General features: G+C 71.6%; 24 protein-coding genes. 14 read left to right on the top strand and 10 right to left on the bottom strand.

Annotation, left to right across the window (positions count from 1 at the left end; translation table 11 throughout):
- Positions 1 to 53: 53 nt before the first annotated feature.
- Positions 54 to 1,697 carry an ATP-binding protein gene (locus ACFWM2_RS21570; RefSeq protein ID WP_383282146.1) on the bottom strand — a complete coding sequence of 548 codons (1,644 nt, stop codon included), beginning with the start codon at positions 1,695 to 1,697 and terminating at the stop codon, positions 54 to 56.
- A 105-nt stretch (positions 1,698 to 1,802) separates the two neighbouring features.
- A complete protein-coding gene (locus ACFWM2_RS21565; RefSeq protein ID WP_383282143.1) occupies positions 1,803 to 2,540 on the bottom strand; it encodes a response regulator transcription factor in 738 nt (245 codons plus the stop codon).
- 213 nt (positions 2,541 to 2,753) lie between these two features.
- On the opposite strand from ACFWM2_RS21565, the gene ACFWM2_RS21560 reads away from it, so the two are divergent.
- Both ACFWM2_RS21560 and ACFWM2_RS21555 read left to right on the top strand, forming a co-directional pair.
- Positions 2,754 to 4,121, top strand: coding sequence for a glycosyltransferase family 4 protein (locus tag ACFWM2_RS21560; protein WP_383282140.1), 1,368 nt, complete (start codon positions 2,754 to 2,756; stop codon positions 4,119 to 4,121).
- Positions 4,122 to 4,827: 706 nt separating this feature from the next.
- On the top strand, positions 4,828 to 6,387 hold the full coding sequence (locus ACFWM2_RS21555) for a hypothetical protein (protein WP_383282137.1): 1,560 nt from the start codon (positions 4,828 to 4,830) through the stop codon (positions 6,385 to 6,387).
- A gap of 15 nt (positions 6,388 to 6,402) precedes the next feature.
- On the opposite strand, the gene ACFWM2_RS21550 is transcribed toward ACFWM2_RS21555, so the two are convergent.
- Together ACFWM2_RS21550 and ACFWM2_RS21545 are read right to left on the bottom strand one after the other, a co-directional pair.
- Positions 6,403 to 6,996 carry a CE1759 family FMN reductase gene (locus ACFWM2_RS21550; RefSeq protein ID WP_383282135.1) on the bottom strand — a complete coding sequence of 198 codons (594 nt, stop codon included), beginning with the start codon at positions 6,994 to 6,996 and terminating at the stop codon, positions 6,403 to 6,405.
- Positions 6,993 to 8,081 (bottom strand): LLM class flavin-dependent oxidoreductase, encoded by a 1,089-nt coding sequence (locus ACFWM2_RS21545; RefSeq protein WP_383282132.1) that lies wholly within the window; start codon positions 8,079 to 8,081, stop codon positions 6,993 to 6,995. Before ACFWM2_RS21545 ends, ACFWM2_RS21550 begins: the two co-directional genes overlap by 4 nt.
- Positions 8,082 to 8,286: 205 nt before the next feature.
- Between ACFWM2_RS21545 and ACFWM2_RS21540 the strand changes: the two genes are divergently transcribed.
- On the top strand, positions 8,287 to 9,114 hold the full coding sequence (locus ACFWM2_RS21540; RefSeq protein WP_383282129.1) for a DUF6597 domain-containing transcriptional factor: 828 nt from the start codon (positions 8,287 to 8,289) through the stop codon (positions 9,112 to 9,114).
- Between the two features lie 215 nt (positions 9,115 to 9,329).
- Positions 9,330 to 10,748, top strand: a complete 1,419-nt coding sequence (locus ACFWM2_RS21535) for an MFS transporter (protein WP_383282126.1) — start codon at positions 9,330 to 9,332, stop codon at positions 10,746 to 10,748.
- Between the two features lie 17 nt (positions 10,749 to 10,765).
- On the opposite strand, the gene ACFWM2_RS21530 is transcribed toward ACFWM2_RS21535, so the two are convergent.
- On the bottom strand, positions 10,766 to 11,656 hold the full coding sequence (locus tag ACFWM2_RS21530; RefSeq protein WP_383282123.1) for an NADP-dependent oxidoreductase: 891 nt from the start codon (positions 11,654 to 11,656) through the stop codon (positions 10,766 to 10,768).
- Positions 11,657 to 11,788: 132 nt separating this feature from the next.
- Here ACFWM2_RS21530 and ACFWM2_RS21525 point away from each other — a divergent pair, with 132 nt between their 5' ends.
- On the top strand, positions 11,789 to 12,187 hold the full coding sequence (locus ACFWM2_RS21525) for a winged helix-turn-helix transcriptional regulator (RefSeq protein ID WP_383282120.1): 399 nt from the start codon (positions 11,789 to 11,791) through the stop codon (positions 12,185 to 12,187).
- Between the two features lie 6 nt (positions 12,188 to 12,193).
- Here ACFWM2_RS21525 and ACFWM2_RS21520 read toward each other — a convergent pair whose 3' ends face one another.
- Together ACFWM2_RS21520 and ACFWM2_RS21515 are read right to left on the bottom strand one after the other, a co-directional pair.
- The gene (locus ACFWM2_RS21520; protein WP_383282117.1) at positions 12,194 to 12,700 is read right to left on the bottom strand and encodes a MarR family winged helix-turn-helix transcriptional regulator; all 507 of its coding nucleotides are present in this window, start codon (positions 12,698 to 12,700) and stop codon (positions 12,194 to 12,196) included.
- A 523-nt stretch (positions 12,701 to 13,223) separates the two neighbouring features.
- Entirely contained in the window at positions 13,224 to 13,709 is a 486-nt protein-coding gene (locus ACFWM2_RS21515; RefSeq protein WP_383282114.1) for a hypothetical protein, read from the bottom strand.
- Positions 13,710 to 13,847: 138 nt separating this feature from the next.
- On the opposite strand from ACFWM2_RS21515, the gene ACFWM2_RS21510 reads away from it, so the two are divergent.
- The 4 genes from ACFWM2_RS21510 to ACFWM2_RS21495 all read left to right on the top strand — a co-directional run bounded on the left by ACFWM2_RS21510 (position 13,848) and on the right by ACFWM2_RS21495 (position 16,231).
- Positions 13,848 to 14,186: a YnfA family protein gene (locus ACFWM2_RS21510; protein WP_383282111.1), complete on the top strand. Its 339-nt coding sequence runs from the start codon at positions 13,848 to 13,850 to the stop codon at positions 14,184 to 14,186.
- A gap of 262 nt (positions 14,187 to 14,448) precedes the next feature.
- Positions 14,449 to 15,216: an SDR family NAD(P)-dependent oxidoreductase gene (locus ACFWM2_RS21505; protein WP_383282108.1), complete on the top strand. Its 768-nt coding sequence runs from the start codon at positions 14,449 to 14,451 to the stop codon at positions 15,214 to 15,216.
- Complete coding sequence (locus ACFWM2_RS21500) at positions 15,216 to 15,395, top strand: hypothetical protein (RefSeq protein ID WP_383282105.1); 180 nt, start codon at positions 15,216 to 15,218, stop codon at positions 15,393 to 15,395. Before ACFWM2_RS21505 ends, ACFWM2_RS21500 begins: the two co-directional genes overlap by 1 nt.
- Positions 15,396 to 15,433: 38 nt before the next feature.
- Positions 15,434 to 16,231, top strand: a complete 798-nt coding sequence (locus tag ACFWM2_RS21495) for a tyrosine-protein phosphatase (protein ID WP_383282102.1) — start codon at positions 15,434 to 15,436, stop codon at positions 16,229 to 16,231.
- Between the two features lie 27 nt (positions 16,232 to 16,258).
- On the opposite strand, the gene ACFWM2_RS21490 is transcribed toward ACFWM2_RS21495, so the two are convergent.
- Entirely contained in the window at positions 16,259 to 16,630 is a 372-nt protein-coding gene (locus tag ACFWM2_RS21490) for a winged helix-turn-helix transcriptional regulator (protein ID WP_383282099.1), read from the bottom strand.
- 92 nt (positions 16,631 to 16,722) lie between these two features.
- Between ACFWM2_RS21490 and ACFWM2_RS21485 the strand changes: the two genes are divergently transcribed.
- Entirely contained in the window at positions 16,723 to 17,562 is an 840-nt protein-coding gene (locus ACFWM2_RS21485; RefSeq protein ID WP_383282096.1) for an SDR family oxidoreductase, read from the top strand.
- A gap of 141 nt (positions 17,563 to 17,703) precedes the next feature.
- Here ACFWM2_RS21485 and ACFWM2_RS21480 read toward each other — a convergent pair whose 3' ends face one another.
- Positions 17,704 to 18,897 carry an RtcB family protein gene (locus ACFWM2_RS21480; protein WP_383282093.1) on the bottom strand — a complete coding sequence of 398 codons (1,194 nt, stop codon included), beginning with the start codon at positions 18,895 to 18,897 and terminating at the stop codon, positions 17,704 to 17,706.
- A 204-nt stretch (positions 18,898 to 19,101) separates the two neighbouring features.
- Here ACFWM2_RS21480 and ACFWM2_RS21475 point away from each other — a divergent pair, with 204 nt between their 5' ends.
- The 3 genes from ACFWM2_RS21475 (at position 19,102) to ACFWM2_RS21465 (ending at position 22,508) form a co-directional block, all read left to right on the top strand.
- Entirely contained in the window at positions 19,102 to 19,935 is an 834-nt protein-coding gene (locus ACFWM2_RS21475) for a DUF3558 domain-containing protein (protein WP_383282090.1), read from the top strand.
- Positions 19,936 to 20,081: 146 nt separating this feature from the next.
- Positions 20,082 to 20,981 (top strand): DUF3558 family protein, encoded by a 900-nt coding sequence (locus tag ACFWM2_RS21470; protein WP_383282087.1) that lies wholly within the window; start codon positions 20,082 to 20,084, stop codon positions 20,979 to 20,981.
- Between the two features lie 192 nt (positions 20,982 to 21,173).
- Positions 21,174 to 22,508: a DUF2637 domain-containing protein gene (locus tag ACFWM2_RS21465; RefSeq protein WP_383282084.1), complete on the top strand. Its 1,335-nt coding sequence runs from the start codon at positions 21,174 to 21,176 to the stop codon at positions 22,506 to 22,508.
- 67 nt (positions 22,509 to 22,575) lie between these two features.
- Here the strand turns inward: ACFWM2_RS21465 and lysS are convergent, their stop codons facing one another.
- Complete coding sequence (gene lysS, locus ACFWM2_RS21460; RefSeq protein ID WP_383282081.1) at positions 22,576 to 24,318, bottom strand: lysine--tRNA ligase; 1,743 nt, start codon at positions 24,316 to 24,318, stop codon at positions 22,576 to 22,578.
- Between the two features lie 167 nt (positions 24,319 to 24,485).
- Here lysS and argS point away from each other — a divergent pair, with 167 nt between their 5' ends.
- Positions 24,486 to 26,255, top strand: a complete 1,770-nt coding sequence (gene argS, locus ACFWM2_RS21455) for an arginine--tRNA ligase (protein ID WP_383282898.1) — start codon at positions 24,486 to 24,488, stop codon at positions 26,253 to 26,255.
- Positions 26,256 to 26,408: the final 153 nt, after the last annotated feature.

Genomic DNA, 26,408 nt, shown 5'->3' with positions numbered 1-26,408 from the left:
CGAGTCCGCTCGACGCGAGGGGCTGCCGGCCGGGGACAGGCGCGGCGGCGGGTTCAGCCACGGTTGTCGCTGTCCGGGCCGTCCGTGTCCACGGTGAAGCCGATCACCGACCCGCCGCCCTCGCGCCGGAGGGCGAAGGGCTCGCCGCCGTGCGAGGTGGCGACCTCGCGCACGATGGAGAGGCCGAGGCCGGAGCCGGGGCGGCTGCGGGCGTCGGCGGCGCGGTAGAAGCGGTCGAAGATACGCACCAGGTCGCCGTCCGCGATCCCGGGCCCCCGGTCGAGCACCTCCACGCGCACCGGCCCACGTCCGAGGTCGGTACCGCCGGCGCCCTCGGCAGCGGCCCCACGCCCGGAGCCCTCGGCTCCACGACGGGTCCCGGCGCCGCGCCCGCCACCCTCGGCGCCGCGACGAGCCTCGGCCCCACGCCCGGCACCCGGTCCCCGGCCGTCGGTCCCCCGCCCGGAACCGGCGGCGCCACGCCGGGAAGCGGCGGCCCCGCCGACCGGCCCGTCGTCCGCGCCGGCCTCCCCGCCCGCGCCGAACGGGCGGCCCAGCACCGCGATCTCGATGGGCGCCTTGCCCGTGAGGTCGAACTTCGCCGCGTTCTCGACCAGGTTCGACAGGGCCCGCTGCAGGGCCGAGGGGCGGCCGTCGACGCGGGCGTCGCCCCGTACCCGGACGGTGACGTCCCGGCCGGTGCGGCGGCGGGCCAGCGTCGCCACGTCCGCCGCGAGGTCGGCGAGGTCCAGGGGCTGCACCGGCTCGGTGTCGGACTGGCCGGCCGCGAGGTCCACCAGCTCATTGACCAGGTCGGTCAGCTCGCGTGACTCCAGCGCCAGGTCGGCGACCAGTTCCTCGCGGGCGGCCGGCGGCAGTTCGTCGATCCGGCGGAGCATGGAGATGTTGGTACGCAGCGAGGTCAGCGGCGTACGGAGCTCGTGGCCGGCGTCCTGGACCAGACGGCGCTGGTCCTCCTCGGACTGGGCGAGCCGGCCGAGCATGCGGTCGAAGGAGCGGCCGAGGCGGGCCACCTCGTCGTATCCGGTGACCGGCACCTGGATGCCGAGCCGTCCGGTGCGCGCCACGTCCTCGGCGGCCCCGGCGAGCCGCACCAGGCGGCGGGTGATCCGCCGGGCCAGCCACCAGCCGAACAGTCCCGCCGCGACCACGACCGCCGCGACCAGCAGGACCGTGCGCTGCTGGAGCTGGCGCAGCAGATCCTCGGTGTCGCTGAACTCCTGCGCGATCTGGACGGCGCCCCGCCCGTCGCCGAGCGAGACGGTGGCCGCGCGGTAGCGGTCGCCGGCGACCTCGACCTCCTTGCGCTCCAGCAGCTCGCCCGCCTTGGCGGAGTCGGCGATCCGCCGGTCGTCGGCGGTGGCGGGCAGCCGAGGACTGCCGGGATCGACGACGGCGCCGCCGGGGCCGAACACCTGTACGGCCGTACGGCTGGTACGGATGATGTCGTCGCGCGGGCCGTCGTGATCGGGGTCGGAGGACGTGAAGTCCGAGGCTGTCAGCTTCTCGTGCCGCACCTGCTCGCGCAGATCGTGGACGACCTGCTCGAAGACGGTCTGCTGGTCGACGCGGACGAGCCGGGCGGCGGCGCCGTAGCTCAGAAAGCCGACCAGGACGGTGACGGCGGCGGCCACCGCCGCGAACGACACGGTGAAGGTGGCCCGCAGGGAGGACATCGGCCGCAGCCGGTCCCGAAGCCGCGGGCGGCGGCCGAGCGGCCCCGGCAGGCCGGTCCGGACGCGGGCTCCGGACCGCGACCGGAAGCGGGCACCGGGCGGCACTCAGTCCTCCCTCAGGACATATCCCACGCCCCGGACGGTGTGGATCGGCGCCGGTGCGTCCGGCTCGTCGAGCTTGCGCCGCAGATATCCCACGTACACGGCGAGGTTCTTGGAACCGGGGCCGAAGTCGTAGCCCCAGATCCGGTCGTAGATCGTGGCGTGGTCGAGGACGATGCCCGCGTTGCGGACGAGGAGTTCCAGGAGCTCGAACTCGGTGCGGGTGAGTTCCAGCTCGCGCTTGCCGCGCCAGGCGCGCCGCGCCAGCACGTCCATGCGCAGTCCGACGGCGGCCACCTGCCCCGGCGCGGCCGACGCCGAGGGCGGTATATCGCCGCCGCCCGGGGTACCCGGACCGGACAGGGAGGTTCCGTTCCCGGTACGGCGCAGCAGTGCGCGGAGCCGGGCGAAGACCTCCTCCACGTCGAACGGCTTGACCACGTAGTCGTCGGCACCCGCGTCGAGGCCCGCGATGCGGTCGGCCGTCTCGACCAGCGCGGTGAGCATCAGGATCGGCGTCCGGTCGCCCTCCGCGCGCAGCACCCGGCAGACCTGGAGACCGTCGATTCCCGGCATCATCACGTCCAGGACGAGCACGTCCGGCGGGTGGCGGTGGGCCTGGGCCAGCGCCTCCACCCCGTCGGCGACTGCCGTCACCTCGTAACCCTCCAGCGTCAGTGCGCGTTCCAGGGCATGACGGATGGCGCGATCGTCCTCGGCGAGCAGCACATTGTGGGGCACCCGACCAGTCTGCCAAGAGGACGGCCGGGAACCGCCCGCCGAAGACGGTGCGAACGGGCTTCTTACCCGGCTCTCACCCCGGCCCGGCAACGGACTTACCTCGCCGGGTCACTGTGAGCCGTATGTGAGGTCGCGCGGACGGCCGAATGCCGCCGGGAAAGGCAGTGCATGAACGGCATGACGGGTTGGGAGCGTACGAAGGGCATGGAGCCCATGAAGCGTGTGAAGAGCGGCACAGGTGCACCGGAGCGTGCCCGCGCCGAGCGCTGGGGGACAGGCGCGCCGGAGCGTGCCGGCGCCGAGCGCCGGAAGATCGTGTTCCTGCTGCACAACGCGTACGCCATCGGAGGCACGGTCCGGACGACGCTCAATCTCGCGGCGGCCCTGGCGGAACGGCACGAGGTGGAGATCGTCTCGATGTCCCGGCACCGCGACACCCCGCGCTTCGACATCGACCCGCGGATCAGGCTCGTACCGCTGGTGGACACCCGCGAGGGCAGCCCGGACCTGGCGGACCCGGCGTTCGCACGGCCGGCCGTGGACTTCCCGGCGGCGGACAAGCGGCACGGCCAGTACACCCGGCTCACCGACCTGCGCGTCCGGGCCCATCTGGAGCGGTCCACGGCGGACGTGGTGATCGGCACCCGCCCCGGCATCAACGTCTACGTCGCCCGGTTCGCCCCGCGGCGCGCCCTGCTCATCGGCCAGGAGCATCTGCGCCACGACGCGCACGGCAAGCGGCTGCGCGGGGTGCTCGCCCAGGAGTACCGGGGGCTGGACGCGGTCGTGACGATGACGGCGGCGGACGCCGAGGTGTACCGGAACCGGATGGCGCTGCCCGGGGTGTGGGTGGAGTCGGTGCCGAACATCGTGCCGGAGGCCGGGGTGACGCCGTCCGACGGCTCGGCCAAGGTGATCGCGGCGGCGGGGCGGCTCGTCGCCGGCAAACGCTTCGACCTGCTCCTGGAGGCCTTCTCGGCGGTCGCGTCGAAGGAGCCGGAGTGGGAGCTGCGGATCTACGGCGGCGGGGCGGAGCGGGAGCGTCTCCAAGGGATGATCGACGGCCTCGGGCTCGCCGGGCACGCGCGGCTGATGGGGCCGCGGACGCCCATCGAGGCGGAGTTCGCCCAGGCGTCGCTGGTGGTCAGCGCCTCGGACGCGGAGTCGTTCGGGATGACGCTGGTGGAGGCGATGCGCTGCGGGGTGGCCGTGGTCAGCACGGACTGTCCGCTGGGACCCGCCGAGATCATCACGGACGGCGTCGACGGCCGGCTCGTCCCCGTCGACGACGCGCGGGCCCTCGCCGAAGTGATGCTCGAACTGGTCTCCGACGAATGGCAGCGCCGGGCGATGGGCCGGGCGGCGCTGCGGAGCGCCCACCGCTATGACGCGGCCGGGATCGTCTCCCGCTACGAGCTGCTCTTCGCCGAGCTGCGCGCCACCCGGCAGCAGCGCGCCTGGGCCCGCGAGCGCGCCCGCGTCCTGCGCTGGGCCAGACGCGCGGCGGGTGCGGCAGTACGCCGGGTGCGCGGGTGGGTACGGCCCGCCTGGTCCGGCGCCCGGACGGCCCGGGAGACATGACCGACGGCCACGCGAGCCGTGGCCGACCACAGACGGATGGGTACGGCCCGGCCTGGTCCAGCGCCCGGACGGCCCGGGAGACATGACCGACAGCCACGCGCACCGTGGCCGACCACAGACGGATGGGTACGGCCCGGCCTGGTCCGGCGCCCGGACGGCCCGGGAGACATGACCGACGGCCACGCGCGCCGTGGCCGACCACAGACGGCAAGCACCCGATGACCGCACACGCGCCGCCGCAGCCACCGCGGCACGTCCGCGCAGGCACCAGTCCCAGGGGGCAACGATGACGACTCAAACGACGGACGAACAAGCGACGGATGAACACGCGGCGGACGATGCCGCCGGGGTGGATACCGCCGGGGTGGATGCCCTTCCCGCCCGCCCCTGGCGGCCGGCCCGCCGACATACCGCACGGCTGGACCCCCGATCCCGCCCCGCGTCCCCGGCGTCTCCCCCGCGCCGGGCCCACCCGGAGCGACCGGCGGACAACGGCCCCAGCCCCACCGGACGAGGCCGGAGCGCCGCCGATCAACGACCGGACTCCACCGGACGAACTCTGACCGCCACGGAACAGCAACCAACCCCCACCGCCCGAAGCCTGACCGCCACAGAACAGCAACCGGACTCCGCCCGACGAGGCCGGAGCACCACGGACCAACGACCGACCCCCACCGCACCAACCCTGACCGCCACGGAACAGCGGGTGGACCCCGCCGCGCCGGGTGCCGTCGCGCAGCGGCCGGCGTCCGTGGCGGCGCCCGCGGCTCCGGCCGAGGCGGATCGTCGCCCGGCGCCGCTCCCCCGCTCCGGACGGCCCGCGCCTCCCGGCCGTGTCCCGTGGCGATGGCCGGGCCGGCGTGCGGAGTTCGCCCTCGCGGCTGTCGCTGTCGCCTATGCGATCGCTCAACTGGTGTTCGTCGTACCGCACTTGGCGCACGTCCTCGGCTGGGACGAGACCGTCTACGTGTCGCAGGTGGATCCTCGGAACCCGGCCGCGTACTTCAGTGCGCCCCGGTCGCGCGGTACGAGCGTGCTGGTGGCGCCGGTGCTGGCGCTGACGGACTCGGTGCTCGCGCTGCGGGTGACGCTGGCGCTGCTGTCGGCGGCCGCCCTCTATGCCGCGTACCGGATCTGGCGTCCCCTGACCGGCCGCACGACGACCGCTCTCGCCGCCCTGCTCTTCGCGGGCCTGTGGATCACCGAGCTGTCGGGGGCCGAGGCGATGCCCAACCTGTGGGTGGCGCTGGGCGCGGTGGCGGCGACGGGCTGGTTCCTGAGGGCGCCCGCGGAGCCGCACGCCGGCTGGTGGACGGCCGCCTGTCTCGCGGGGGTCGCGCTCGTACGGACCCCGGACGCGTGCTGGCTCGCGCTCCCGCTGCTGGCGACGGCCGTGCTCGTACGGTCCCGGCGCCGCGTCCTGCCGTATCTGCTCGTGGGTCCTGCCGTGGGCGCGGCCGATTGGATCGCGGAGGCGTATGTGCGCTTCGGCGGCATCGGGCAGCGGCTGCGTGTCTCGGGTGCCACCGAGGGCGGGATGCAGCTGCATCTCAACCTCTACAACGCGTGGCGCAGCCTGAACGGCCCCGAGCTGTGCCGTCCGTGCACGGTGCAGCAGAATCACCCCGAACTGACCCTCTGGTGGCTGGCGTTGCCGCTGCTCGCGGTCGCCGCACTGGCCCTCTGCCTACGGGACCGGAAGCGCGGCCGTGCCCGTACGGCCGTACCGGTGGCCGCCGCGGTCTGCCTCTCGGTGCCGTATCTGCTGCTGCTCGGCTACTCCGCGCCGCGTTTCCTGCTGCCCGCCTACGCGATGCTCGCGCTGCCCGTCGCGGGCGTGCTCGTCCGGGTGGCCCGGACGGGCCGCCCGCTCCTGCTCGCCGTCGGTGTCGTACTCGCCCTGCAACTCGTCAGCCAGTACGCGGTGTTGCAGCACCAGGTCGCGAACGTGGCCGCCACCGACCAGCGGTACCGGGCCGCCGCCGACGGACTGCGGGCGCTCGGGCTGCGCGCGCCCTGTCTGGTCGCGGGTCCGCACGCGCTTCCGGTGGGATACGACGCGGGCTGCGCGTCCGCGGAGACGGCCGGCAACAACCGCTCCACGACGGCGGGTTCGATCGTGGCACGGGCCGAGCGGGAACCGACCGCGGTCCTCACGGCCGGCGGCGGGCGGCCGCCGCACTACGCCCGCGACTGGACGCCGTACAAGCTTCCGGGCACGCACGGCTGGACGGCGTGGCGCGCCCCGCACACCACGCCGTCCTGACGGTCTTGGCTCTGCTCACCGCCGCAGCGCGGCGAGCTGCTCCTCGAAGGGGACCACTGCTGCGGGCCCGCTTTCCGGGGTCCGGACCGGAACGGCTCCCATGAGCGCGGCGAGTTCACCGGCCGCCCGGTCGATCCGCTCGGCCAGTCCCTCCGCGCCCCAGTCCTCCGAGGCCGCGTACACCGCGGTCGGCACGACGACGGCCCGCAGATACGCGAAGAGCGGCCGCAGCGTGTGTTCCAGCACCAGCGAGTGGCGGGCCGTGCCGCCGGTCGCCGCGATCAGGACCGGCTTCCCGGTCAGCGCGTCCTTCTCCCTGACACCCAGCACGTCGAAGAAGGACTTGAACAGACCGCTGTAGGAAGCGGAGAAGACGGGCGTGACGACGATCAGTCCGTCCGCGGCCGTCACCGCGTCGAGCGCGGCGCCGAGCGCCCGTCCGGGGAACCCGTTGGTGAAGTTGTGGGCGATCTCGACGGCCAGGTCGCGCAGTTCGACGACCTCGACCTCCACCGGGACCCGCCCGGCGGTCGCGCCGGCCAGCCGGTCGGCCAGCAGCCGTGTGGACGACGGGACGCTCAGCCCCGCCGAGACGACAACGAGTTTCATACGACGGTCACCTCCTGGGCGGCGGCCACGCGGGCCGCGTGGGTGGGCGCGTCCGGCACCTCGGCCGGGCGGCCCTTGGCGAACTCCTCGCGCAGCACGGGCACGACCTCCTCGCCGAGCATGTCGAGCTGTTCGAGGACCGACTTCAGCGGCAGTCCGGCGTGGTCCACCAGGAACAGCTGACGCTGGTAGTCACCGGCGTACTCCCGGAAGGCCAGCGTCTTCTCGATCACCTGCTGCGGCGAGCCGACCGTCAGCGGCGTCTGGTCGGTGAAGTCCTCCAGGGAGGGCCCGTGCCCGTACACCGGCGCGTTGTCGAAGTACGGCCGGAACTCCCGTACCGCGTCCTGCGAGTTGTGCCGCATGAACACCTGGCCGCCCAGCCCGACGATCGCCTGCTCGGCGGTGCCGTGCCCGTAGTGCGCGTACCGCTCCCGGTACAGCTCGACCATCTTCTTCGTGTGGTCGGCGGGCCAGAAGATGTTGTTGTGGAAGAAGCCGTCGCCGTAGTACGCGGCCTGCTCGGCGATCTCCGGCGAGCGGATGGAGCCGTGCCAGACGAACGGCGGTACGCCGTCCAGTGGCCGCGGGGTCGAGGTGAACGACAGCAGCGGCGTACGGAACTTGCCCTCCCAGGTCACCACGTCCTCGCGCCAGAGCCGGTGCAGCAGCGCGTAGTTCTCGACGGCGAGGTTGATGCCCTGGCGGATGTCCTGCCCGAACCAGGGGTAGACCGGGCCGGTGTTGCCGCGGCCCATCATCACGTCGACCCGGCCCTCAGCGAGGTGCTGGAGCATCGCGAAGTCCTCGGCGATCTTCACCGGGTCGTTGGTGGTGATGAGGGTGGTGGACGTGGAGAGGATCAGCTTCTCGGTGCGCGCGGCGACGTAGCCGAGCATCGTGGTCGGGGACGACGGCACGAACGGCGGGTTGTGGTGCTCGCCGGTCGCGAAGACGTCCAGGCCGACCTCCTCGGCCTTCTGCGCGATGGCGACCATGGCCTTGATGCGCTCGTGCTCGGTCGGCGTCCGGCCCGTCGTGGGGTCCGGTGTCACATCACCGACGCTGAAGATCCCGAACTGCATGGTCGCTCATCCTCCAGGTTGTTTACGATTCAACTATACCCGCAAACAGTGAGGCGGCCGCGGGTATTCCACCGTCGCGGCGTGCGGCCTCCGGCGCTGCGACGCGCAGCGCGCGACGCGCGGCCCAGGCGGGCGGGCATGCGGCGTGGACGCCGGCCGCAACGCCCCATCGCCGGTCGTCAGTGCCCCGGCCTACGATCCCGTCATGGCCGCTCCACGCCGTGACACCCGAGGGATCGTCGACGCCCCGGAGCTCTTCGCGCGCGTGCGCTTCCGCCGGCACGAGCCGGCCGAGCCGCTGCGGCCCTACCTGGAGCACTACTGGCTGATCGACTGGGACCTCACGGAGCCGTACGCCTCCCATGTCGTGCCGCATCCGTCCGTGAACATCGTCTTCCAGCGGTACGCGGGCCAGGAGCCCTTCAGCGAGGTCTCGGGCATCGGGCTCGGGCTGTTCACGCAGAAGCTGGAGGGGAGGGGGCGGGTGTGCGGGATCCAGTTCCGGCCCGGCGGCTTCCGCCCGTTCGCGCCGGAGCGGCCGCTGACGTCCCTCACGGGTGAGCGGATCCCGCTCGGGGCGGTCTTCCCCTCCCCCGAGGGGGCCGCCCGGGCCGCCGTCGACGCCGTACTGACCCCGGACGACGAGCACGCGCGCGTGGCCGCCCTCGACGCGTTCCTCCTGGACCGCGGACCGGCGCCCGACCCGCAGGCCGACCTGGCGATGGCGCTGGTCGACCGCATCCGCCGGGACCGCGCCATCCGCCGGGTCGCCGATTTCGCCCGCGCGGAAGGCATGTCGGTCCGCGCCCTGCAGCGCCTCTTCTCCGCGTACGTCGGCGTCGGCCCGAAGTGGATCATCCTCCGCTACCGCATCCACGAAGCGCTGGAGCGCGCGGAGACCTCCCACGAGGTGGACTGGGCAGGCCTCGCCGCCGACCTCGGCTACGCCGACCAGGCCCATCTCGTACGGGACTTCACGGCAACGGTGGGAGTGCCGCCGACGGCGTACACGGGCGGGGCTTCGCGGCCGTAGACGCAGCCGCCGGCACTGCGGGCGAGCGGGGCTTCGCAGCCGCAGCCGTCGGCGCCGTGAGCGGGCGGGGCGGGGCCTCGCCGTCGTCATCACAGCCGGCGGCGGGCGCGGGGGACCCGGCGGCCGCAACCGTAACCGCGCCTTCCGCACGAGCACCGGAATCCCCCGGGAAAGCGGGTTGACGCCGCCTCCCTCCATGCCTCACATTTATCTGCGTGACACAGACACTGCATGACACAAAGGAATCATCGCATCCGCCCGCCTCGACCCGCTGGGCGATCCTCGGCGTCGTTCTCGCCGCCGACGTCCTCGACCTCCTCGACGCGACGATCACCAACATCGCCGCCCCGACCATCGCCCAGGACCTCGGCGGTGGCGCGGCCCTGATCCAGTGGCTCGGCGCCTCGTACGCCCTCGCGCTCGGTGTGCTGCTCGTCCTCGGCGGCCGGCTCGGCGACAAGTACGGACGCCGCCGGCTCTTCCTCGCCGGGCTCGCCGGATTCACCGTCGCCTCGGTCGCCTGCGGCCTGGCCATGGACCCCGGCACGCTCGTCGTCGCCCGGCTGGCACAGGGCGCGTTCGGCGCCCTCGTCATCCCCCAGGGCTTCGGCATCCTCGGCGCGACCTGGCCCCGCGACCAGATCGGCAAGGCGTTCAGCCTCTTCGGGCCCGTCATGGGGCTCTCGGCGGTCGGCGGCCCGATCCTGGCCGGCTTCCTCATCGACGCGGACCTCGGCGGCCTCGGCTGGCGCCCGATGTTCCTCATCAACCTGCTGCTCGGCTCCGCCGCCCTCTTCGCCGCCGCCCGGCTGCTGCCCCGCGACACCGGCGACCGCACGATCGCCGTCGACGGCCCCGGCTCCGCCCTGCTCGCCGGCGCGATGTCCGGACTGCTCGCCGGTCTCATCGACGGCTCCGCCAACGGCTGGACCGCGACCCCCGTGCTGCTCCTCCTCGCCGGGCTCGCCCTCTTCGCCGCCTTCTGCCACCGTCAGCGCACCGCCGAGAACCCGCTGATCCAGCCCTCCCTGCTGCACAACCGCGGCTTCACCTCAGGACTCCTCGTCGGCGCCGTGTTCTTCGCCGCCGTCGCCGGACTCCTCTACGTGATCTCCCTCTTCCTCCAGCAGGGGCTCGGCCGCTCCCCCACAGGCGCCGCCCTCGGTCTCGTGCCGCTGTCCGCGGGCATCGTGATCGCGTCCATCGCCTGCTACCGGCTGATCGGCAGGTTCGGGCGCCGGCTCGTGCTCGCCGGTCTGCTGATCACGCTCGCCGGGACGGCCTGGCTGCTCGCCCTGGTCACCACTTCCGGCACGGACACCGGCGCCTGGGCCCTGGTCCCGCCCCTGCTCGTGGTCGGTCTCGGGATGGGCACGTGCTTCGGCTCGATGTACGACGTCGCGATCGGCGACATCGCCCCGAGCGAGGCCGGCAGCGCCGGTGGCTCGCTCGGCGCGGTGCAGCAGCTCAGCAACGCGGTCGGGGCGGCCACCGTCACCACCGTCTACTTCAAGACCGGCGGCGGTGAGGCCCACGCCACCGCCGTGAGCCTCGTCGTGGTCGCCGCCGTCGCCCTCGTGTGCTGCCCCCTCGTACGGCTGCTGCCGCGCAAGGCACAGGAACAGCACCACTGAGCGCGCACCGGCCCAGCTCAGGGGACCAGCACCAGCCGACCCCGCAGCCCGCCCTCCGCCAGCCGTGCGTGCGCCTTGGCCGCCTCGTCCAGGGCGTACGTCTCGGCGACTCGCGCGGTCAGCACCCCCGCGTCGACGAGGGCCACCAGCTCCGCCAGACGCGCACCGTCGGCGCTCACCTCCACCGCGTCGGTCCGCACTCCCCGCACGGAGGCCGGCTGCCCCTGGGGGATCACGCCGACGTACGTGCCGCCGTCACGCACCCACTCCAGCGCGCTCTCCCCGAGGATCGCCGCGTCCAGGACCGCGTCCACGCTGCCCGCAGCGACCGCCCCGGAGACGAAGTGGGCCGCCCCCAGGGACCGTACGAACTCCTCGTCGGTCGCCCGGGCGAGTCCGGTCACGGATATCCCGTGGTGCGCGGCCAGTTGCACGGCATAGGCGCCGACCGCGCCCGCCGCACCGCTCACCAGCAGGCTCTGCCCCGGTTCCAGGGCGAGCCGGTCCAGGGCCTGGGCGGCGGTGAGCGCGTTCAGGGGGATGGTCGCGGCGTGCACGGCGTCCACCGAGGCCGGCGCCTTGGCCACCGCGTCGGCGTCCACGATCACGTACTCGGCGTGCGTACCGAGGGGCTTGTCGATGCCGTAGGACAGGGCGACCACCTCGTCTCCGACGGTCCAGCCCGTCGCCACGCCCGTCGCGTCGACCGTCCCGGCCACGTCCCAGCCGAGGCCCAGCCCCTTGCCCGCACCCCCGAAGACACCGGCACGCACACCGGCGTCGACCGGATTCAACGCGGCGCCGGCGACCTTGATCCGCACCTGCCGGGCGGCCGGCTCCGGCACCGCGGTCTCTACGACCTCGACAGCCTCGGGACCACCGAAGGACGTCACCACTACAGCTCGCATGACAATTCTCCCGTTTGGAAAGGGTTGCTACTGGCTGTTGCTGATTTCTTTCCCGCAGCGACAACCCTAGGAAGAGTTACTATCTTTTGGTAAGTAGGCACCTGGAGGTGCGTACGTCACCCGGAGGTGAGCATGCCGACCACGACGGCGGCCCAGCGGCGCGAGCAGGCACGTGTCGAGTACGACGCGTTCATCAAGAACTGCCCCACCAACCAGCTCCTCACCAGGATCAGCGACAAGTGGGTCAGTCTCGTGGTGTGCGCGCTCGCCGATGGCCCCCTGCGCTACAGCGACCTCGGCCGCAAGATCGCGGGCGTCAGCCCCAAGATGCTGACCCAGACGCTGCGTTCACTGGAACGCGACGGAATCCTCGCCCGTACCGTGACCCCGTCCGTGCCGGTCCGCGTCGACTACGAGCTCACCCCGCTCGGGCACAGCCTCGGCTGCCTGCTCTCCGCCGTGAAGGACTGGGCGGAGCTGCACATCGAGCAGGTCAACGAGGCGCGGGAGCAGTACGACGAGGCGTCGTAACCCCGCTTACGCCTCCGGGGTGTCGAGCATCCCGTCGCGGAGGCGGATGACCTGGGCCGCGCCGAATTCCACGGTGCGGCGCATGTGCCCGATGATCAGCGCCAGTTCGTCCTCGTCCAGCCCCTCGAAGAGGCCGTGCCAGCCGACGCTCAGCCGATCCCACATCCGCCCGAGCTCGGCGGCCTTCTCGGGAACGGTGGCCACGAGGACGCGGCGCCGGTCGGTGGCGTCCCGCTCCCGTACGACGTAGCCCGCGCGCTCCAGCCGGTCCACCAGCCGGGTCGCCGAGCCGGTCGTCAGGCCCGTCAGCTCGGCGATCCGGCCCGTGGTCACCGGAGTGCCCTCCAGGCCGAGGAGGTTCAGGCACTGCAGGTCCGTCGGGTGCAGATCCAGGTGGTCGGCGACCGCCTGGTTGAACAGGGCGTACGAGGCCATGTAGCGGCGTGACTCCGACGACAGCTCTTCCAGCAGCCGCGTCCTCTTGTTCTCCCCCGCGTCTCTCCTCTGCGCCATGCAGAAATCGTACGACGCAGCTAACCCCTCCGGGGGTTCCGGGTGCCGACACCCACGTGGGCCGGCGACCCCGGCGCCTGCGCCGTACGGCCCGGGTGGGCCCGGTCCCCTACCTGCCTGCGCACCCGGCGCGGATGCCGGCGCCTGGGTGGGCCAACTCCCCTACCTCCATTGGCACCGTGCGCTGGTGCCGGCGCAGGGGTGGGTCGGCGAGCCCGGCGCCGCGGGGGTGCCGCTGCGCCCACCCTCCCCCACTCTCGGCTCCGCTCGAGCGGGGGGACCCCCATCGCCCCGAGCGGCACGCATGCCCGCAGCTATGACCATCCGACCCGCAGCCGCCCACGCACCGAAGGGGCCGTGCCGGTACATCAAATGCCCGTCGCCATGCGTGAGGACGGGCAAGCGAGCGCCCCCAGAAGACAGCACAGCCGGTAGGGCGACGGGCGGATGTACCGGCACGGCCCCGACCCACCCACCGCCGGACGGCGAACCACCCACCCACCCACCGGCACAAAGCGAACCCCTAGAACGCGTACGCATCCCCCGTATCCAGCGCCAGCACCTGCCGGTGGTCGTTCTGGTGATTCCGATCCACCGCACCCCCGCTCCACACCGTGTCGATCACCAAGGTCACCTCGGCCGGCACTCGGGCGCCCGCCCCCGCCAGCCGCACCCGCAGCCGAATCTCCGCCCCCACATCGTCCGCGGCCAACGCCCCCGTCCGGCACAGCACCGCCCGCGCCCCCGCCCGCGCACACCCCTCCGGCAGCTCCTGCCGATCGGCAAGCCGCACCGACCACCGCAGTCGCACCGTCGCGTCGGCGACATCGGCGGGACCGTGGTTCCGGGGAGTCATCCGCACATCGACGAGGCCGCCCTCCATGGCCACGTACCCGTGATAGGCGAGATCCGCCTCGGGCGCGGCAGCGGCAGCGGCGGACGCACCCCCGCCCGCCACGGCCAGCAGCAACGCACCCGCACCCACACCCACCGCACAGAACTTCCGCATACGCCCGCTCCGCTCCTCCACCACCACTCACGAGTCCACCTGTCACCGCATGTATCCCACCCACGACGCCCCCCAGGCGCCGCCCAACAGGTGAGACACGCGCTCCGACCGGGACGCGCCCCGTGCGAGGGTGACCGCATGCTCGTCGTACGCTCCTCCGCCCTGTTCCTCCTCGCCGCCCTGTTCGAGATCGGCGGCGCCTGGCTGGTCTGGCAGGGCGTACGCGAGCACCGCGGCCTGCTGTGGATCGGCGGCGGCGTACTGGCCCTGGGCGCGTACGGCTTCGTCGCCACGCTGCAGCCGGATGCCGCGTTCGGCCGCATCCTCGCCGCGTACGGCGGAGTGTTCGTCGCCGGCTCCCTGGCCTGGGGCATGGTCGCGGACGGCTACCGCCCGGACCGCTGGGACGTCACGGGCGCACTGGTCTGCCTCGCCGGCATGGCGGTCATCATGTACGCCCCGCGAGGCGGCAACTGAGTCGCGGCCCACCCCGCCGACAAGCCACCCCTCCGAGCCGCCACCTATCCTGACGGCACGACACCGCACGGGCACGACACCGCACGGCACGACACCGCACGACACCGCACGGGCACGGCACCGCACGGCACGACACCGCACGACACCGCACGGGCACGGCACCGCACGACACCGCACGGCGCCGCCCAAGACCACCGCACCCCAAGACACCGCACGACCGCACCCCAAGACACCGCACGAACCGCACCGAGGAGCAGCCGCAATGACCCCCTCAGCCGCCTCCCGCATCGCTGTAGTCACCGGCGCGAGCAGCGGCATCGGCGCCGCGACGGCCAGGCAGCTCGCCGCGGCGGGCTACCGCGTCGTACTGACCGCCCGCCGCAAGGACCGCATCGAGGCACTGGCGGAGGAGCTGACCGCGGCGGGCGGTCAGGCGACGGCGTACGCGCTGGACATCACGGACCGCGTGGCGGTCGACGAGTTCGCCTCCGCCTTCAAGACGGTCGGCGTCCTGGTCAACAACGCGGGCGGAGCCCTCGGCGCCGACCCGGTCGCGACCGGCGACCCGGCGGACTGGCGCCAGATGTACGAGACGAACGTCATCGGCACCCTGAACGTCACCCAGGCCCTGCTCCCCGCCCTGACGGCGAGCGGCGACGGCACGGTCGTCGTGCTCTCCTCGACCGCCGGTCACGGCACGTACGAGGGCGGTGGCGGCTATGTCGCCGCCAAGCACGCGGAGCACGTGCTCGCGGAGACGCTCCGGCTGGAGATCGTCGGCACGCCGGTCCGGGTCGTCGAGGTGGCGCCCGGCATGGTCAGGACGGACGAGTTCGCGCTGACGCGGTTCGGCGGGGACGAGGAGAAGGCGGCGAAGGTGTACGCGGGCGTGGCGGAGCCGCTCACCGCGGACGACGTCGCCGAGACCATCACCTGGGCCGTCACCCGCCCCAGCCACGTCAACATCGACCTCCTCATCGTCCGCCCCCGGGCCCAGGCGTCGAACACGAAGATCCACCGGGACGTGTGATGCCCGAGCCGACGCCACCGGTCGATGAGGAACAGCGTCGGCGCAACCAGGAACAGAACCAGCTGGACCTGGAGAAGAAGCGGGAACGTTACGTCTGGTACTACCTGGCGTACTTCCTCTTCGGCATCCACATCGTCGCGTTCGTGATGATCTACGCGGTCATGCACGCAAAGCAGTGATCTTCCGACGGCTCAACCCCGGCCTAGGCTGACCCGTTGTGAACAGACACATACCTTTCGCCCGCCTGCACAACTTCCGCGATCTGGGCGGCTACGCCACGGAGGACGGCAGGACGGTCCGCCCGGGCCTCCTGTTCCGGGCGGACTCCCTGGGCAAGTTGACGGGCCGGGACGGCGCGAAAGCCGCGGACGCCGCTGACGTCGAGAACGCCGCGGACGCCGCGGACTGGGGCCGCTTCCTGTCGCTGGGCATCCGCACGGTCCTGGACCTCCGCTACCCCTGGGAGATCGAGGCGCGGGGCCGGGTCCCCGAGCACCCGTCGCTGGCGTACCACAACCTGAGCATCGAGCACCGCCCGTACGACCAGGCGACGCTGCCCGCCTCCGTCGCCGCCGGTCCGTATCTGGCGGAGCGGTACCTGGAGGTGGCCGAGGACGGCACGAAGGAGATCCGGGAGACGCTGCAACTGATCGGTGCGGCAGCCCAGTCGGGAGCACCGCTGGTCTTCCACTGCGCGTCGGGCAAGGACCGTACGGGCCTGGTGGCGGCGCTGGTGCTCGCCCTTCTGGATGTCCCGGAGCGGACGATCGTCGAGGACTTCGCCCTCACGGAACGGGCGACGCCCCGCCTGGTGGCCGACTGGCACGCGGCCAACCCGACGTCCGAGCTGACCTGGCCGGCGTACGCCACGGCCCCCGCCGAGGTGATGACCCTTTTCCTGGCCGCCCTCAACACCCGCTACGGCTCGGTACAGGGCTACGCCACCGAGACTCTGAAGCTGGACCCGGCCTTCCCGCAAGCCCTCCGCACGGCTCTCCTCGACCGAAGCAGCTGAGAGACCGACCGCGGTAGCGCCACCGCGCTAACCCGCGCTGTGCGGCGACAGCCGCCGTGTGATCCGGTCGAACAGCTCCGTCAGCGGCTCGCCGACGTCCCGGCCGAACTCGGTCAGCCCGTAGGTGACCTGGGGCGGCGTCGTCGGCTCGACCTCCCGCCAGACCAGGCCGTCCTGAACCAGCGCGCGCAGGGTCTGGGCGAGCATCTTCTCGCTGATGCCCTGGATGCTCTCGCGCAGCTCGTAGAACCGGAGACCCTTGCTCCGCAAGGAGATCAGCACCCAGATGCCCCACCTGCTGGTCACGTGGTCGACCACATCGCGCGCGGGGCAGTCGGTGTGAAACACGTCATACCGCTTGCCCGTCTCGGCCTGTCCGGTCTGCGCGCCTCCCGCCATGCCAGGAGCTTACCTCAAGGTATGTCCTTACCAAAAGTTAGCCCATTCTCCTAGCGTGCGGGGCACAGAGGACATCCGACAAGGAGCTGATCATGATCGTGGTGACCGGGGCTACCGGAAACATCGGCCGGCCGTTGACGCAGGCACTGGCCGAGGCGGGCCGGCAGGTGACGGCTGTGTCACGGCACACGGCGGCGGTGCCGAACGGCGTCCGCCACGTAGTGGCCGATCTGGCCGAGCCGGCCGGCCTCAAGCCCGCGCTGGCCGGGGCGGAGGCGCTGTTCCTGCTGCTGTCCGGCGATCTGCACGCCACTGGAGCCAACCCCGCCGACATCATCGGCGAAGCTGCGGCCGGCGGGGTCCGCCGGGTCGTCCTGCTTTCCACGCAGGGCGTGGTGACCAGGCCCTCCGGCCGGACGCGGATCGCGATGCGCGCGCTGGAGGACACGCTGCGGGAGTCCGGCCTGGAGTGGGCCGTCCTGCGGCCGGGCGGCTTCGCCTCCAACGCCCTGTGGTGGGCCGATTCCGTCCGCACGCAGCAGATGGTCGCCGCGCCCTTCGGCGACGTCGGGGTGCCGATCATCGACCCGGCGGACATCGCCGCGGTCGCGGCAGCCTGCCTGCTGGACGACCGGCACAGCGGCGGCGTCTACGAGTTGACCGGCCCGGAGGTGATCACTCCGCGCCGGCAGGCGGAGGCCATCGCCGCCGCGCTGGGCTCGCCAGTGAGGTTTCACGAGCTCACCCGCGAGGAGGCGAAGACCGCCATGACCCAGAGCATGCCGGCGGCGCTCGCCGACGACACCCTGGACATCCTCGGTTCCCCGAGCCCGGCCGAGCTGCGTGTCAGCCCGGACGTCCAGCGGGTCCTCGGCCGCGCCCCGCGCTCCTTCGCCGACTGGGCCGCCCGCAATGTCGCCGCGTTCCGCTGAGACCGGTCGGCGCCGCCGGAACTGCTTTCGTGCTCGGCGATCCACTGCCGGCAGTAGAGGAACCCGACCCGGAGCCGACGCCGACCCGGCCCCCAGTCGGACCGGAACCGAGCGGGGCCCCCGGACCGGGGCCCCGCGTCGTCAGCCCTTCACGCAGACGAACTGCTTCAGCTTCGCCACGACCTCCACGAGGTCACGCTGCTGTTCCATCACCTGCTCGATCGGCTTGTACGCGCCCGGAATCTCGTCCACGATGCCCGAGTCCTTGCGGCACTCGACGCCCCGCGTCTGCTCCTCCAGGTCCTTCGTCGTGAAACGACGCTTCGCGGCGTTCCGGCTCATGCGTCGGCCGGCGCCGTGCGAGGCCGAGTTGAAGGCCTTCTCGTTGCCGAGGCCCTTCACGATGTACGAGCTGGTGCCCATCGAACCGGGGATGATTCCGAACTCCCCGCTGCCCGCGCGGATCGCGCCCTTGCGAGTGACGAGCAGGTCCATGCCCTCGTACCGCTCCTCCGCCACGTAGTTGTGATGGCAGGAGATCTCCGTCTCGAAGGTCGGCTTGGCCTTCTTGAACTCCTTGCGGATCACGTCCTTGAGGAGCGCCATCATGAGGGCGCGGTTGTGCTTGGCGTACTCCTGCGCCCAGTAGAGGTCGTTCCGGTAGGCCGCCATCTGCGGGGTGTCGGAGACGAACACCGCGAGATCGCGGTCGACCAGGCCCTGGTTGTGCGGGAGCTTCTGGGCGACGCCGATGTGGTACTCGGCCAGTTCCTTGCCGATGTTCCGCGAACCGGAATGCAGCATCAGCCAGACCGAACCCGACTCATCGAGACAGGTTTCGATCATGTGATTGCCCCCGCCAAGCGTTCCCATCTGCTTGGTCGCCCGCTCCTCCCGGAACTTCACCGCGTCCGCAACCCCGTCGAACCGCCCCCAGAAGTCGTCCCATCCCGCCGTGGCAAGGCCATGGAACCGCCCCGGCTCGACCGGGGAGTCATGCATCCCCCGCCCGACCGGAATGGCCTCCTCGATCTTCGACCGAAGCCGCGAAAGGTCCCCCGGCAGATCATTGGCCGTCAGAGACGTCTTGACCGCGGACATCCCGCAGCCGATGTCCACACCCACCGCCGCCGGGCACACCGCGTCGCGCATGGCGATGACGGAACCGACCGTCGCGCCCTTGCCGTAGTGCACGTCCGGCATGACGGCGAGGCCCTTGATCCAGGGCAGCGTCGCGACGTTCTGGAGCTGGCGGAGTGCGACGTCCTCGACCGAGGCCGGATCGGTCCACATCCGGATGGGAACCTTCGCACCCGGCACTTCCACGTACGACATTTCGTCCTCATTCCCCCGGAAAACCAACAGAAGTCTCAAATCGCAAAACCGGCGCCAAGATCGACGTATGGGACAACGGACCAGCGGTCACGGCAGTGCGTGCGATACACATTGTTCCCTGCGGCCGCCCTCGCGCGGCAAGCGAATAACCACAGGACACCAGCCCAGGACCGAACCGAGGGCACCGTCGAGAGGAGCCTCACCATGCAGCGGAAGGCGTACGTACCCGGCGCCGCCGTGCTCCTCGCGGCACTGCTGGCCGGTTGCACCGGCGGCTCGGGGAGCGGCGACGAGGTCGGCGACTCCAAGGCCGGCGACACCACCGCGTCGGCGACCGCGGCCCAGCCCGGCAAGTACCGCACTCTCCCCGAGGCGTGCGCCGCGGTGGATCACAGCTCGCTGGACTCGCTGTTGCCCGGGATCGAGCAGCTCACGGACGAGCAGCAGCGCGAGAAGGCGTACGCCGGCGAGGCCACGCAGACGTTCGACACGGACCGGAAGGTCGGCTGCCGCTGGAAGGTGGAGTCGACGGACGCGACGGACCATCTCTTCGTCGACTTCGAGCGGGTGGTGTCGTACGACAACTCCGTGAGCGATGCCGCCCGGGCGTCGAAGGTGTACACGACCAAGGAGGACGCGGCGGATCTGCCCGAGCCCTCCGGTTCGGACACCGCCGGTTCCGGCTCCCCGGCGAAGGGTTCGACGCCGGAGAGCACGCCGTCCGGCTCCGCCGGGGACGCGGACCCCGGCGACGGCACCCCCTCCGGGTCCGCCACGGCGAGTGAGACCCCGGCCGATCTCCAGCCCCGCATCCTCGACGGTCTCGGCGACGAGGCCTTCCTCGACGACAAGCTGAGCACGTCCGGTTCGACCGCCCAGCAGCGCACGGTGACTGTGGTGTTCCGCACGTCCAACGTGGTCGTGACGATCGAGTACGAGGAGCAGCCGGCTCAGGTCGGCGCCGTCCCGGACAGCGAGGAATCGCAGGACAGGGCGCTGAAACTGGCGCAGAAGCTGGTCGACGCGTTCAACGCGTAGGGGGTCCGCGGGGCCGCTCGGGCCCCCTGCCGAACCTCCTGAACGGGAAACGTGCCGCGCGCCCACCGCGTACCGTGGCCCCTCGGACCGACCGGTCGCACGTGCCGTGTGCGCCCGACCCACGAGCCGTCTTGAGTGAAGGAACCATGCACCGACCTGCACAGCGAGCCCAGCGAGACCAGCGAGTTCGGCGACGCGACCGCATCCTTGTGTGCGCCGCCGCCGTCCCGGCGATGCTCGTCGTCGCCGGCTGTTCCTCGGACTCCGGCTCCGGTGACGACGCGAAGAAGGCAGCCGACGAGAGCGCGTCGTCCGCGAGCGCCTCGCCGAGCCAGGTTGCGGCGGCCGCGTACGCGAAGCTGCCCGAGCCGTGTTCGGCGGTGTCGAAGAAGACCTTGGGCGATCTAGTACCGAAGGCCAAGAAGTCCGGCAATGAGGGCAAGTCGGACGACATCTCGACACGCGGCAACTGCTACTGGGACAGCCTCGACAGCAACGGCGTGAAGGGCTCGCAGTACCGCTGGCTGAACGTGGCCATGCTGCGCTTCGACTCGGACTCGCGTGGCGCCGGCGACAAGCTGGCGCACACGTACTACGAGAAGCAGGTCAAGGGCGCCACGGCGGTGACCGGCGCGAAGAACACCAAGTCGGAGCCGGTGTCCGGGACGGGCGACGAGGCGACGGCCGTGCGCTACGAGCTGAAGAAGAAGGAAGGCACCTTCAAGCAGCAGTCGGTCGTGACGCGCGTCGAGAACGTCGTCATCACCGTCGACTACAACGGCGCGGGCCTCGCGGGCGAGAAGTCTCCCGATGCCGGTGACCTGGTGAAGGCCACGGAGAAGGCGGCGAAGGAGGCGGTGGCCGCGGTGTCCGCCGCGAACGGTGACGGCGGCAAGGCGAGTGCCTCCCCGTCGAAGTCGGCGGCCAAGTCGTCGTCCCCTTCGTCGAAGGAGTCGAAGCCGTCGTCGAAGTCGTCGAAGTCCGGCAAGGCGAGTGCCTCGCCGTCCAAGTCCGCCTCCCCGTCCAAGTCCGCCAAGAAGGACTGACGGGGCACCGGTCGAGGTCCGGCCCCGGAGCGGGTTGACGGCCGATCCGTCGTCCAACTCGCCCTCCGGTCAGACCACTTGCAGGAGTCCGGCGCCCGCGCGAGCCGGGCTCCTGACGGACCGGGCACCCGTACGCCGTACACATGTGCCACCCTGTTGCGCGCAACAACACGCAAGGGGAGGGGATTACCGGTGGCCGCGCCAGTGCAGCTCACTCGGACGCACCGCATTCTCATCGGCGTGGTCGTCGCGGGAGCGGTGGTCATCGCCGGCATCGGCTTCGCCGGTTCGTATGCGGCGGTCCGCGAGCTCGCCCTCAAGAAGGGCTTCGGGAACTTCTCGTACGTGTTCCCGATCGGCATCGACGCGGGTATCTGCGTCCTGCTCGCCCTGGATCTGCTGCTGACCTGGATCCGCATCCCGTTCCCGCTGCTGCGCCAGACGGCGTGGCTGCTGACGGTGGCGACGATCGCGTTCAACGGCGCCGCGGCCTGGCCCGATCCGCTGGGCGTCGGCATGCACGCGGTGATCCCGATCCTGTTCGTCGTGTCGGTCGAGGCCGCCCGGCACGCGATCGGCCGGATCGCGGACATCACGGCGGACAAGCACATGGAGGGCGTCCGCCTCACCCGCTGGCTGCTCTCGCCGGTGCCCACCTTCCTGCTGTGGCGCCGGATGAAACTGTGGGAGCTGCGCTCCTACGACCAGGTCATCAAGCTGGAGCAGGAGCGTCTGGTCTACCAGGCCCGGTTGCGCTCCCGCTTCGGCCGCGCCTGGCGCCGCAAGGCGCCGGTGGAGTCCCTGATGCCGCTGCGGCTGGCCCGGTTCGGCGTCCCGCTCGCCGAGACGGCCCCGGCGGGCCTCGCGGCGGCCGGTATCGAGCCGGCGCTGCTGCCGCCGGCGCCGCGGCACCCGCAGCTCGGCACGGCGGCGGACACCCGTGCCGCGGGCGGTGAGCCCGTACTCGCCGGGGCGGTGTCTCCCGTCGAGCAGCGCCGGGGTCCCGGGGGCGACCAGTACGCCGAGCAGCCGGAGTACGCGCAGGAGCAGCAGGACGCGGGGCCGGAGAGCCCCTGGTTCTCGGCGCAGGCTCCCCAGCAGGTCGTCTACGAGGGCGGTTACGACCCCACGTACGTGCCCGAGGAGCAGTACGAGCAGTGGTACGAGGAGCAGGAGTCGCAGCAGTACGAGCCGGGTCCCGAGGAGACGGGCAGCTTCCCGATCCCGGCGGGTCCGGGCCGCACCCGTCAGCTGGGTGAGGGCGCGGCTCCCGAGCCGGAGCAGCTGCCGATTCCCGGACCGCGCGAGGAGCAGACGCCGCTCGCCGACGAGAAGTCCCGCGAGGAGAGCTTCTACCAGGTGTTCCGGCAGTCGATAAACGGCCAGGGCCTGCCCACGAAGGGCGAGTTCGGCAACAACGTCGAGGCCACGTGGGGCGTCACGCTCACCGACAGTGAGCTGAAGCGCTACATGAACCGTTTCCAGAACCGCTTCAACGCGGAGCTGGAGGAGGACCACATCGCCTGAGTCAGGGGCGGATACGAGGAGGGGCTCCCGGTGATCACCGGGAGCCCCTCCTCGTGTCCGCGGGCGGTCAGGCGCCGAGCAGCTTGCGCACCCGGTCCTGGCCCACGGCGAGCAGCAGTGTGGGCAGGCGCGGGCCGGTGTCGCGGCCGACGAGCAGGTGGTACAGGAGCGCGAAGAAGGTGCGCTGGGCGACCTTGATCTCCGGCGGGAGCTCCTTGGGGCCTGCTTCGGCGGAGAAGCCGGCCTGGACCTTCGGGACGCCGTAGACGAGGTGGGTCAGGCCGTCCAGGGACCAGTTCGCCTCCAGTCCCTCCAGCAGCAGCCGCAGCGAGTCGCGGCCCTGGTCGTCGAGGGACTTGAGCAGGTCGACGTCGGGCTCGTCGCGGACGACGGTCCGCTCCTCGGCGGGGACCTGCGTGTTGATCCAGGTCTCGGCCTTGTCCAGCCGGGGCCGGACCTCGTCGAGGGAGGTGAGCGGGTTGCCGGGGTCGAGTTCGCTCAGGATCCGCAGGGTCTGGTCCTCGGCGCCGGCGGTGATGTCGGCGACCGAGGCGAGCGTGCGGTACGGCATCGGGCGCGGGGTCCTGGGCAGTTCCCCGGCGGCGGTGCCGACCGCGCGCACGTACGCGGCGGCGTCGGCCGGGAGCACGCTCCCGTCGGCGACCTTGGCGGCGAGCTTGTCCCACTCGTCGTACAGCCGCTGGATCTCCTGGTCGAAGGCGATCTTGAAGGACTGGTTGGGCCGGCGGCGGGCGTACAGCCAGCGCAGCAGCTGCGGCTCCATGATCTGGAGCGCGTCGGCCGGCGTGGGCACGCCGCCCTTCGAGGACGACATCTTGGCCATGCCGCTGATGCCCACGAACGCGTACATGGGACCGATCGGCTGCTTGCCGCCGAAGATCCCGACGATCTGGCCGCCGACCTGGAACGAGGACCCCGGCGACGAGTGGTCGACGCCGCTGGGCTCGAAGATCACGCCCTCGTAGGCCCAGCGCATGGGCCAGTCGACCTTCCAGACCAGCTTGCCGCGGTTGAACTCGCTCAGCCGGACGGTCTCGGAGAAGCCGCAGGCCGAGCAGGTGTAGGTGAGCTCGGTGGTGTCGTCGTCGTACGAGGTGACCGTCGTGAGGTCCTTCTCGCACTGCCCGCAGTAGGGCTTGTACGGGAAGTACCCGGCGGCGGACCCGCTGCCGTCGTCCTCGTCCGCCGCGCCGGAGCCCTCGGCGGCCTCCAGCTCGGCCTCGTCGAGGGGCTTCTGCGACTGCTTCTTGGCCGGTGCCTTCTTGGTGCGGTACTGGTCGAGGATCGCGTCGATGTCACCGCGGTGCCTCATCGCGAAGAGGACCTGCTCGCGGTAGACGCCCGAGGTGTACTGCTCGGTCTGGCTGATCCCGTCGTACTCCACGCCCAGCTCGGCCAGCGCGGCGGTCATCGCGGCCTTGAAGTGCTCGGCCCAGTTCGCGTACGCGGAGCCGGCGGGCGCCGGGACGGAGGTCAGCGGCTTGCCGATGTGCTCGGCCCAGGAGTCGTCGACACCGGGGACGCCGGCCGGGACCTTGCGGTAGCGGTCGTAGTCGTCCCAGGAGATCAGATGGCGCACCGTGTACCCGCGGCGGCGGATCTCGTCGGCGACCAGGTGCGGGGTCATGACCTCGCGGAGGTTGCCGAGGTGGATCGGACCGGAGGGCGAGAGTCCGGAGGCGACGACGACCGGTTTGCCCGGGGCCCGACGCTCCGACTCCTCGATGACCTCATCCGCGAAACGGGAGACCCAGTCGGTGGTCTCGGTGCTCTGAGCCACGATCGGCACGTCCTTCTTTCTCATACGCCAGTACGGCTGACCGCACCATTCTCCCAGCTCGGCCCGGAAGAGCGAAAACGGCTTTTCACCGCATGGGATACTGGGTTTTCGCAGCCGCCGCGCACCTCGCGCGGCTGCGGAATCCTTCGGAACCCGAGCAGAACGGCATCCACTCCATGGCCTCGGTCACGTCCCTCACCGCTTCCGTCCACCAGCGCCTCGCGGACGCCCTCTCGGCAGCTCTGCCGGAGGCCGGTGCCGCGGACCCGCTGCTGCGACGAAGTGACCGGGCCGACTTCCAGGCCAACGGGATCCTGGCGCTCGCGAAGAAGGCGAAGGCGAATCCGCGCGAGCTGGCGGCGCAGGTGGTGGCGCGGGTCGAGTCGGGTGACGTGATCAAGGAGATCGAGGTCTCCGGACCCGGCTTTTTGAACCTGACGATCACCGACGGCGCGATCACCGAGAACCTCGCCGCGCGGGCCGCGGACACCGAGGGCCGCCTCGGCGTCCCGCGCGCCGAGCACCCGGGCACGACGGTCATCGACTACGCGCAGCCGAACGTGGCGAAGGAAATGCACGTGGGGCACCTGCGCTCCGCGGTGATCGGCGACGCGGTGGTCCAGATCCTGGAGTTCACCGGCGAGAGCGTCGTACGGCGTCATCACATCGGCGACTGGGGCACCCAGTTCGGCATGCTCATCCAGTATCTGATCGAGCACCCGCACGAGCTGGACCACAAGGGCGGCGAGGTCTCCGGCGAGGAGGCCATGTCCAACCTGAACCGGCTCTACAAGGCCTCGCGCGCGATCTTCGACTCCGACGAGGAGTTCAAGACGCGGGCGCGGCGCCGGGTGGTGGACCTCCAGGCGGGCGAGCCGGAGACGCTGGCCCTGTGGCAGAAGTTCGTGGACGAGTCGAAGATCTACTTCTACTCCGTCTTCGACAAGCTGGACATGGAGATCCGCGACGCGGACGTGGTCGGCGAGTCCGGCTACAACGACATGCTGGACGAGACGTGCCGCCTCCTGGAGGAGTCGGGCGTCGCCGTCCGCTCCGAGGGCGCGCTCTGCGTGTTCTTCGATGACGTCAAGGGCCCGGACGGCAACCCGGTCCCGCTGATCGTGAAGAAGTCCGACGGTGGCTACGGCTATGCGGCGACCGACCTCTCCGCGATCCGCGACCGTGTCTTCGGCCTGAAGGCCTCCACGCTGCTGTACGTGGTCGACGCCCGGCAGTCGCTGCACTTCAAGATGGTCTTCGAGACCGCCCGGCGGGCCGGCTGGCTGAACGACGACGTGAGTGCCGTGCAGCTCGCCTTCGGCACGGTGCTCGGCAAGGACGGCAAGCCGTTCAAGACCCGTGAGGGCGAGACGGTCCGGCTGGTCGATCTGCTGGACGAGGCGGTCGAGCGGGCGACGGCGGTCGTGCGCGAGAAGGACGTGCAGGGTCAGCTGTCGGAGCAGGAGATCGCCGAGCGCGGCACCCAGGTCGGCATCGGCGCGGTGAAGTACGCGGACCTGTCGACGTCCGCCAACCGCGACTACAAGTTCGACCTGGACCAGATGGTCTCGCTGAACGGCGACACGTCCGTCTACCTCCAGTACGCGTACGCCCGGATCCAGTCGATCCTCCGCAAGGCCGGCGAGGTCCGCCCCGCCGCCCACCCGGAGCTCGAACTGGCGCCTGCCGAGCGGGCGTTGGGCCTGCACATCGACCAGTTCGCGGAGACGCTCGCGGAGACCGCCGCCGAGTACGCGCCGCACAAGCTGGCCGCGTACCTCTACCAGCTGGCGTCGCACTACACGACCTTCTACGACAAGTGCCCGGTCCTGAAGGCGGAGACGCCCGCGCAGGTCGAGAACCGTCTCTTCTACTGCGACATCACGGCCCGCACCCTCCAGCAGGGCATGTCCCTGCTGGGCATCAGGACGCCCGAGCGTCTCTGACGGCCGGCAGGACGCGCGGACCTCACGGCCCCGGGGGGGGGGGGGGGGGGAAAGGGGCCCGGGGGAGGGTGGGGTACACGCCCTTTGGGCTCAGGCGGGGTGGGGTTTTTGTACTGCCGAAGTGATAGCAACCAATCCTGCGGGTGGTTTAGC

It is taken from the genome of Streptomyces sp. NPDC058371, from assembly GCF_042723265.1.
Taxonomy (GTDB): Bacteria; Actinomycetota; Actinomycetes; order Streptomycetales; family Streptomycetaceae; genus Streptomyces.
The sequence above is the reverse complement of the archived record's forward strand: the minus strand, read 5'-3'. Positions and strand labels throughout refer to the sequence as shown.

Coding starts and splice junctions, on each gene's coding strand:
- ACFWM2_RS21480 (WP_383282093.1), bottom strand. CDS start 18,897: ATGTCGTACGTGGAAGTGCCGGGTGCGAAGGTTCCCATCCGGATGTGG.
- ACFWM2_RS21550 (WP_383282135.1), bottom strand. CDS start 6,996: ATGAAACTCGTTGTCGTCTCGGCGGGGCTGAGCGTCCCGTCGTCCACA.
- argS (WP_383282898.1), top strand. CDS start 24,486: ATGGCCTCGGTCACGTCCCTCACCGCTTCCGTCCACCAGCGCCTCGCG.
- ACFWM2_RS21530 (WP_383282123.1), bottom strand. CDS start 11,656: ATGCGAGCTGTAGTGGTGACGTCCTTCGGTGGTCCCGAGGCTGTCGAG.
- ACFWM2_RS21525 (WP_383282120.1), top strand. CDS start 11,789: ATGCCGACCACGACGGCGGCCCAGCGGCGCGAGCAGGCACGTGTCGAG.
- ACFWM2_RS21520 (WP_383282117.1), bottom strand. CDS start 12,700: ATGGCGCAGAGGAGAGACGCGGGGGAGAACAAGAGGACGCGGCTGCTG.
- ACFWM2_RS21545 (WP_383282132.1), bottom strand. CDS start 8,081: ATGCAGTTCGGGATCTTCAGCGTCGGTGATGTGACACCGGACCCCACG.
- ACFWM2_RS21510 (WP_383282111.1), top strand. CDS start 13,848: ATGCTCGTCGTACGCTCCTCCGCCCTGTTCCTCCTCGCCGCCCTGTTC.
- ACFWM2_RS21500 (WP_383282105.1), top strand. CDS start 15,216: ATGCCCGAGCCGACGCCACCGGTCGATGAGGAACAGCGTCGGCGCAAC.
- ACFWM2_RS21475 (WP_383282090.1), top strand. CDS start 19,102: ATGCAGCGGAAGGCGTACGTACCCGGCGCCGCCGTGCTCCTCGCGGCA.
- ACFWM2_RS21505 (WP_383282108.1), top strand. CDS start 14,449: ATGACCCCCTCAGCCGCCTCCCGCATCGCTGTAGTCACCGGCGCGAGC.
- ACFWM2_RS21560 (WP_383282140.1), top strand. CDS start 2,754: ATGAAGCGTGTGAAGAGCGGCACAGGTGCACCGGAGCGTGCCCGCGCC.
- ACFWM2_RS21470 (WP_383282087.1), top strand. CDS start 20,082: ATGCACCGACCTGCACAGCGAGCCCAGCGAGACCAGCGAGTTCGGCGA.
- ACFWM2_RS21540 (WP_383282129.1), top strand. CDS start 8,287: ATGGCCGCTCCACGCCGTGACACCCGAGGGATCGTCGACGCCCCGGAG.
- ACFWM2_RS21485 (WP_383282096.1), top strand. CDS start 16,723: ATGATCGTGGTGACCGGGGCTACCGGAAACATCGGCCGGCCGTTGACG.
- ACFWM2_RS21570 (WP_383282146.1), bottom strand. CDS start 1,697: ATGTCCTCCCTGCGGGCCACCTTCACCGTGTCGTTCGCGGCGGTGGCC.
- ACFWM2_RS21515 (WP_383282114.1), bottom strand. CDS start 13,709: ATGCGGAAGTTCTGTGCGGTGGGTGTGGGTGCGGGTGCGTTGCTGCTG.
- ACFWM2_RS21490 (WP_383282099.1), bottom strand. CDS start 16,630: ATGGCGGGAGGCGCGCAGACCGGACAGGCCGAGACGGGCAAGCGGTAT.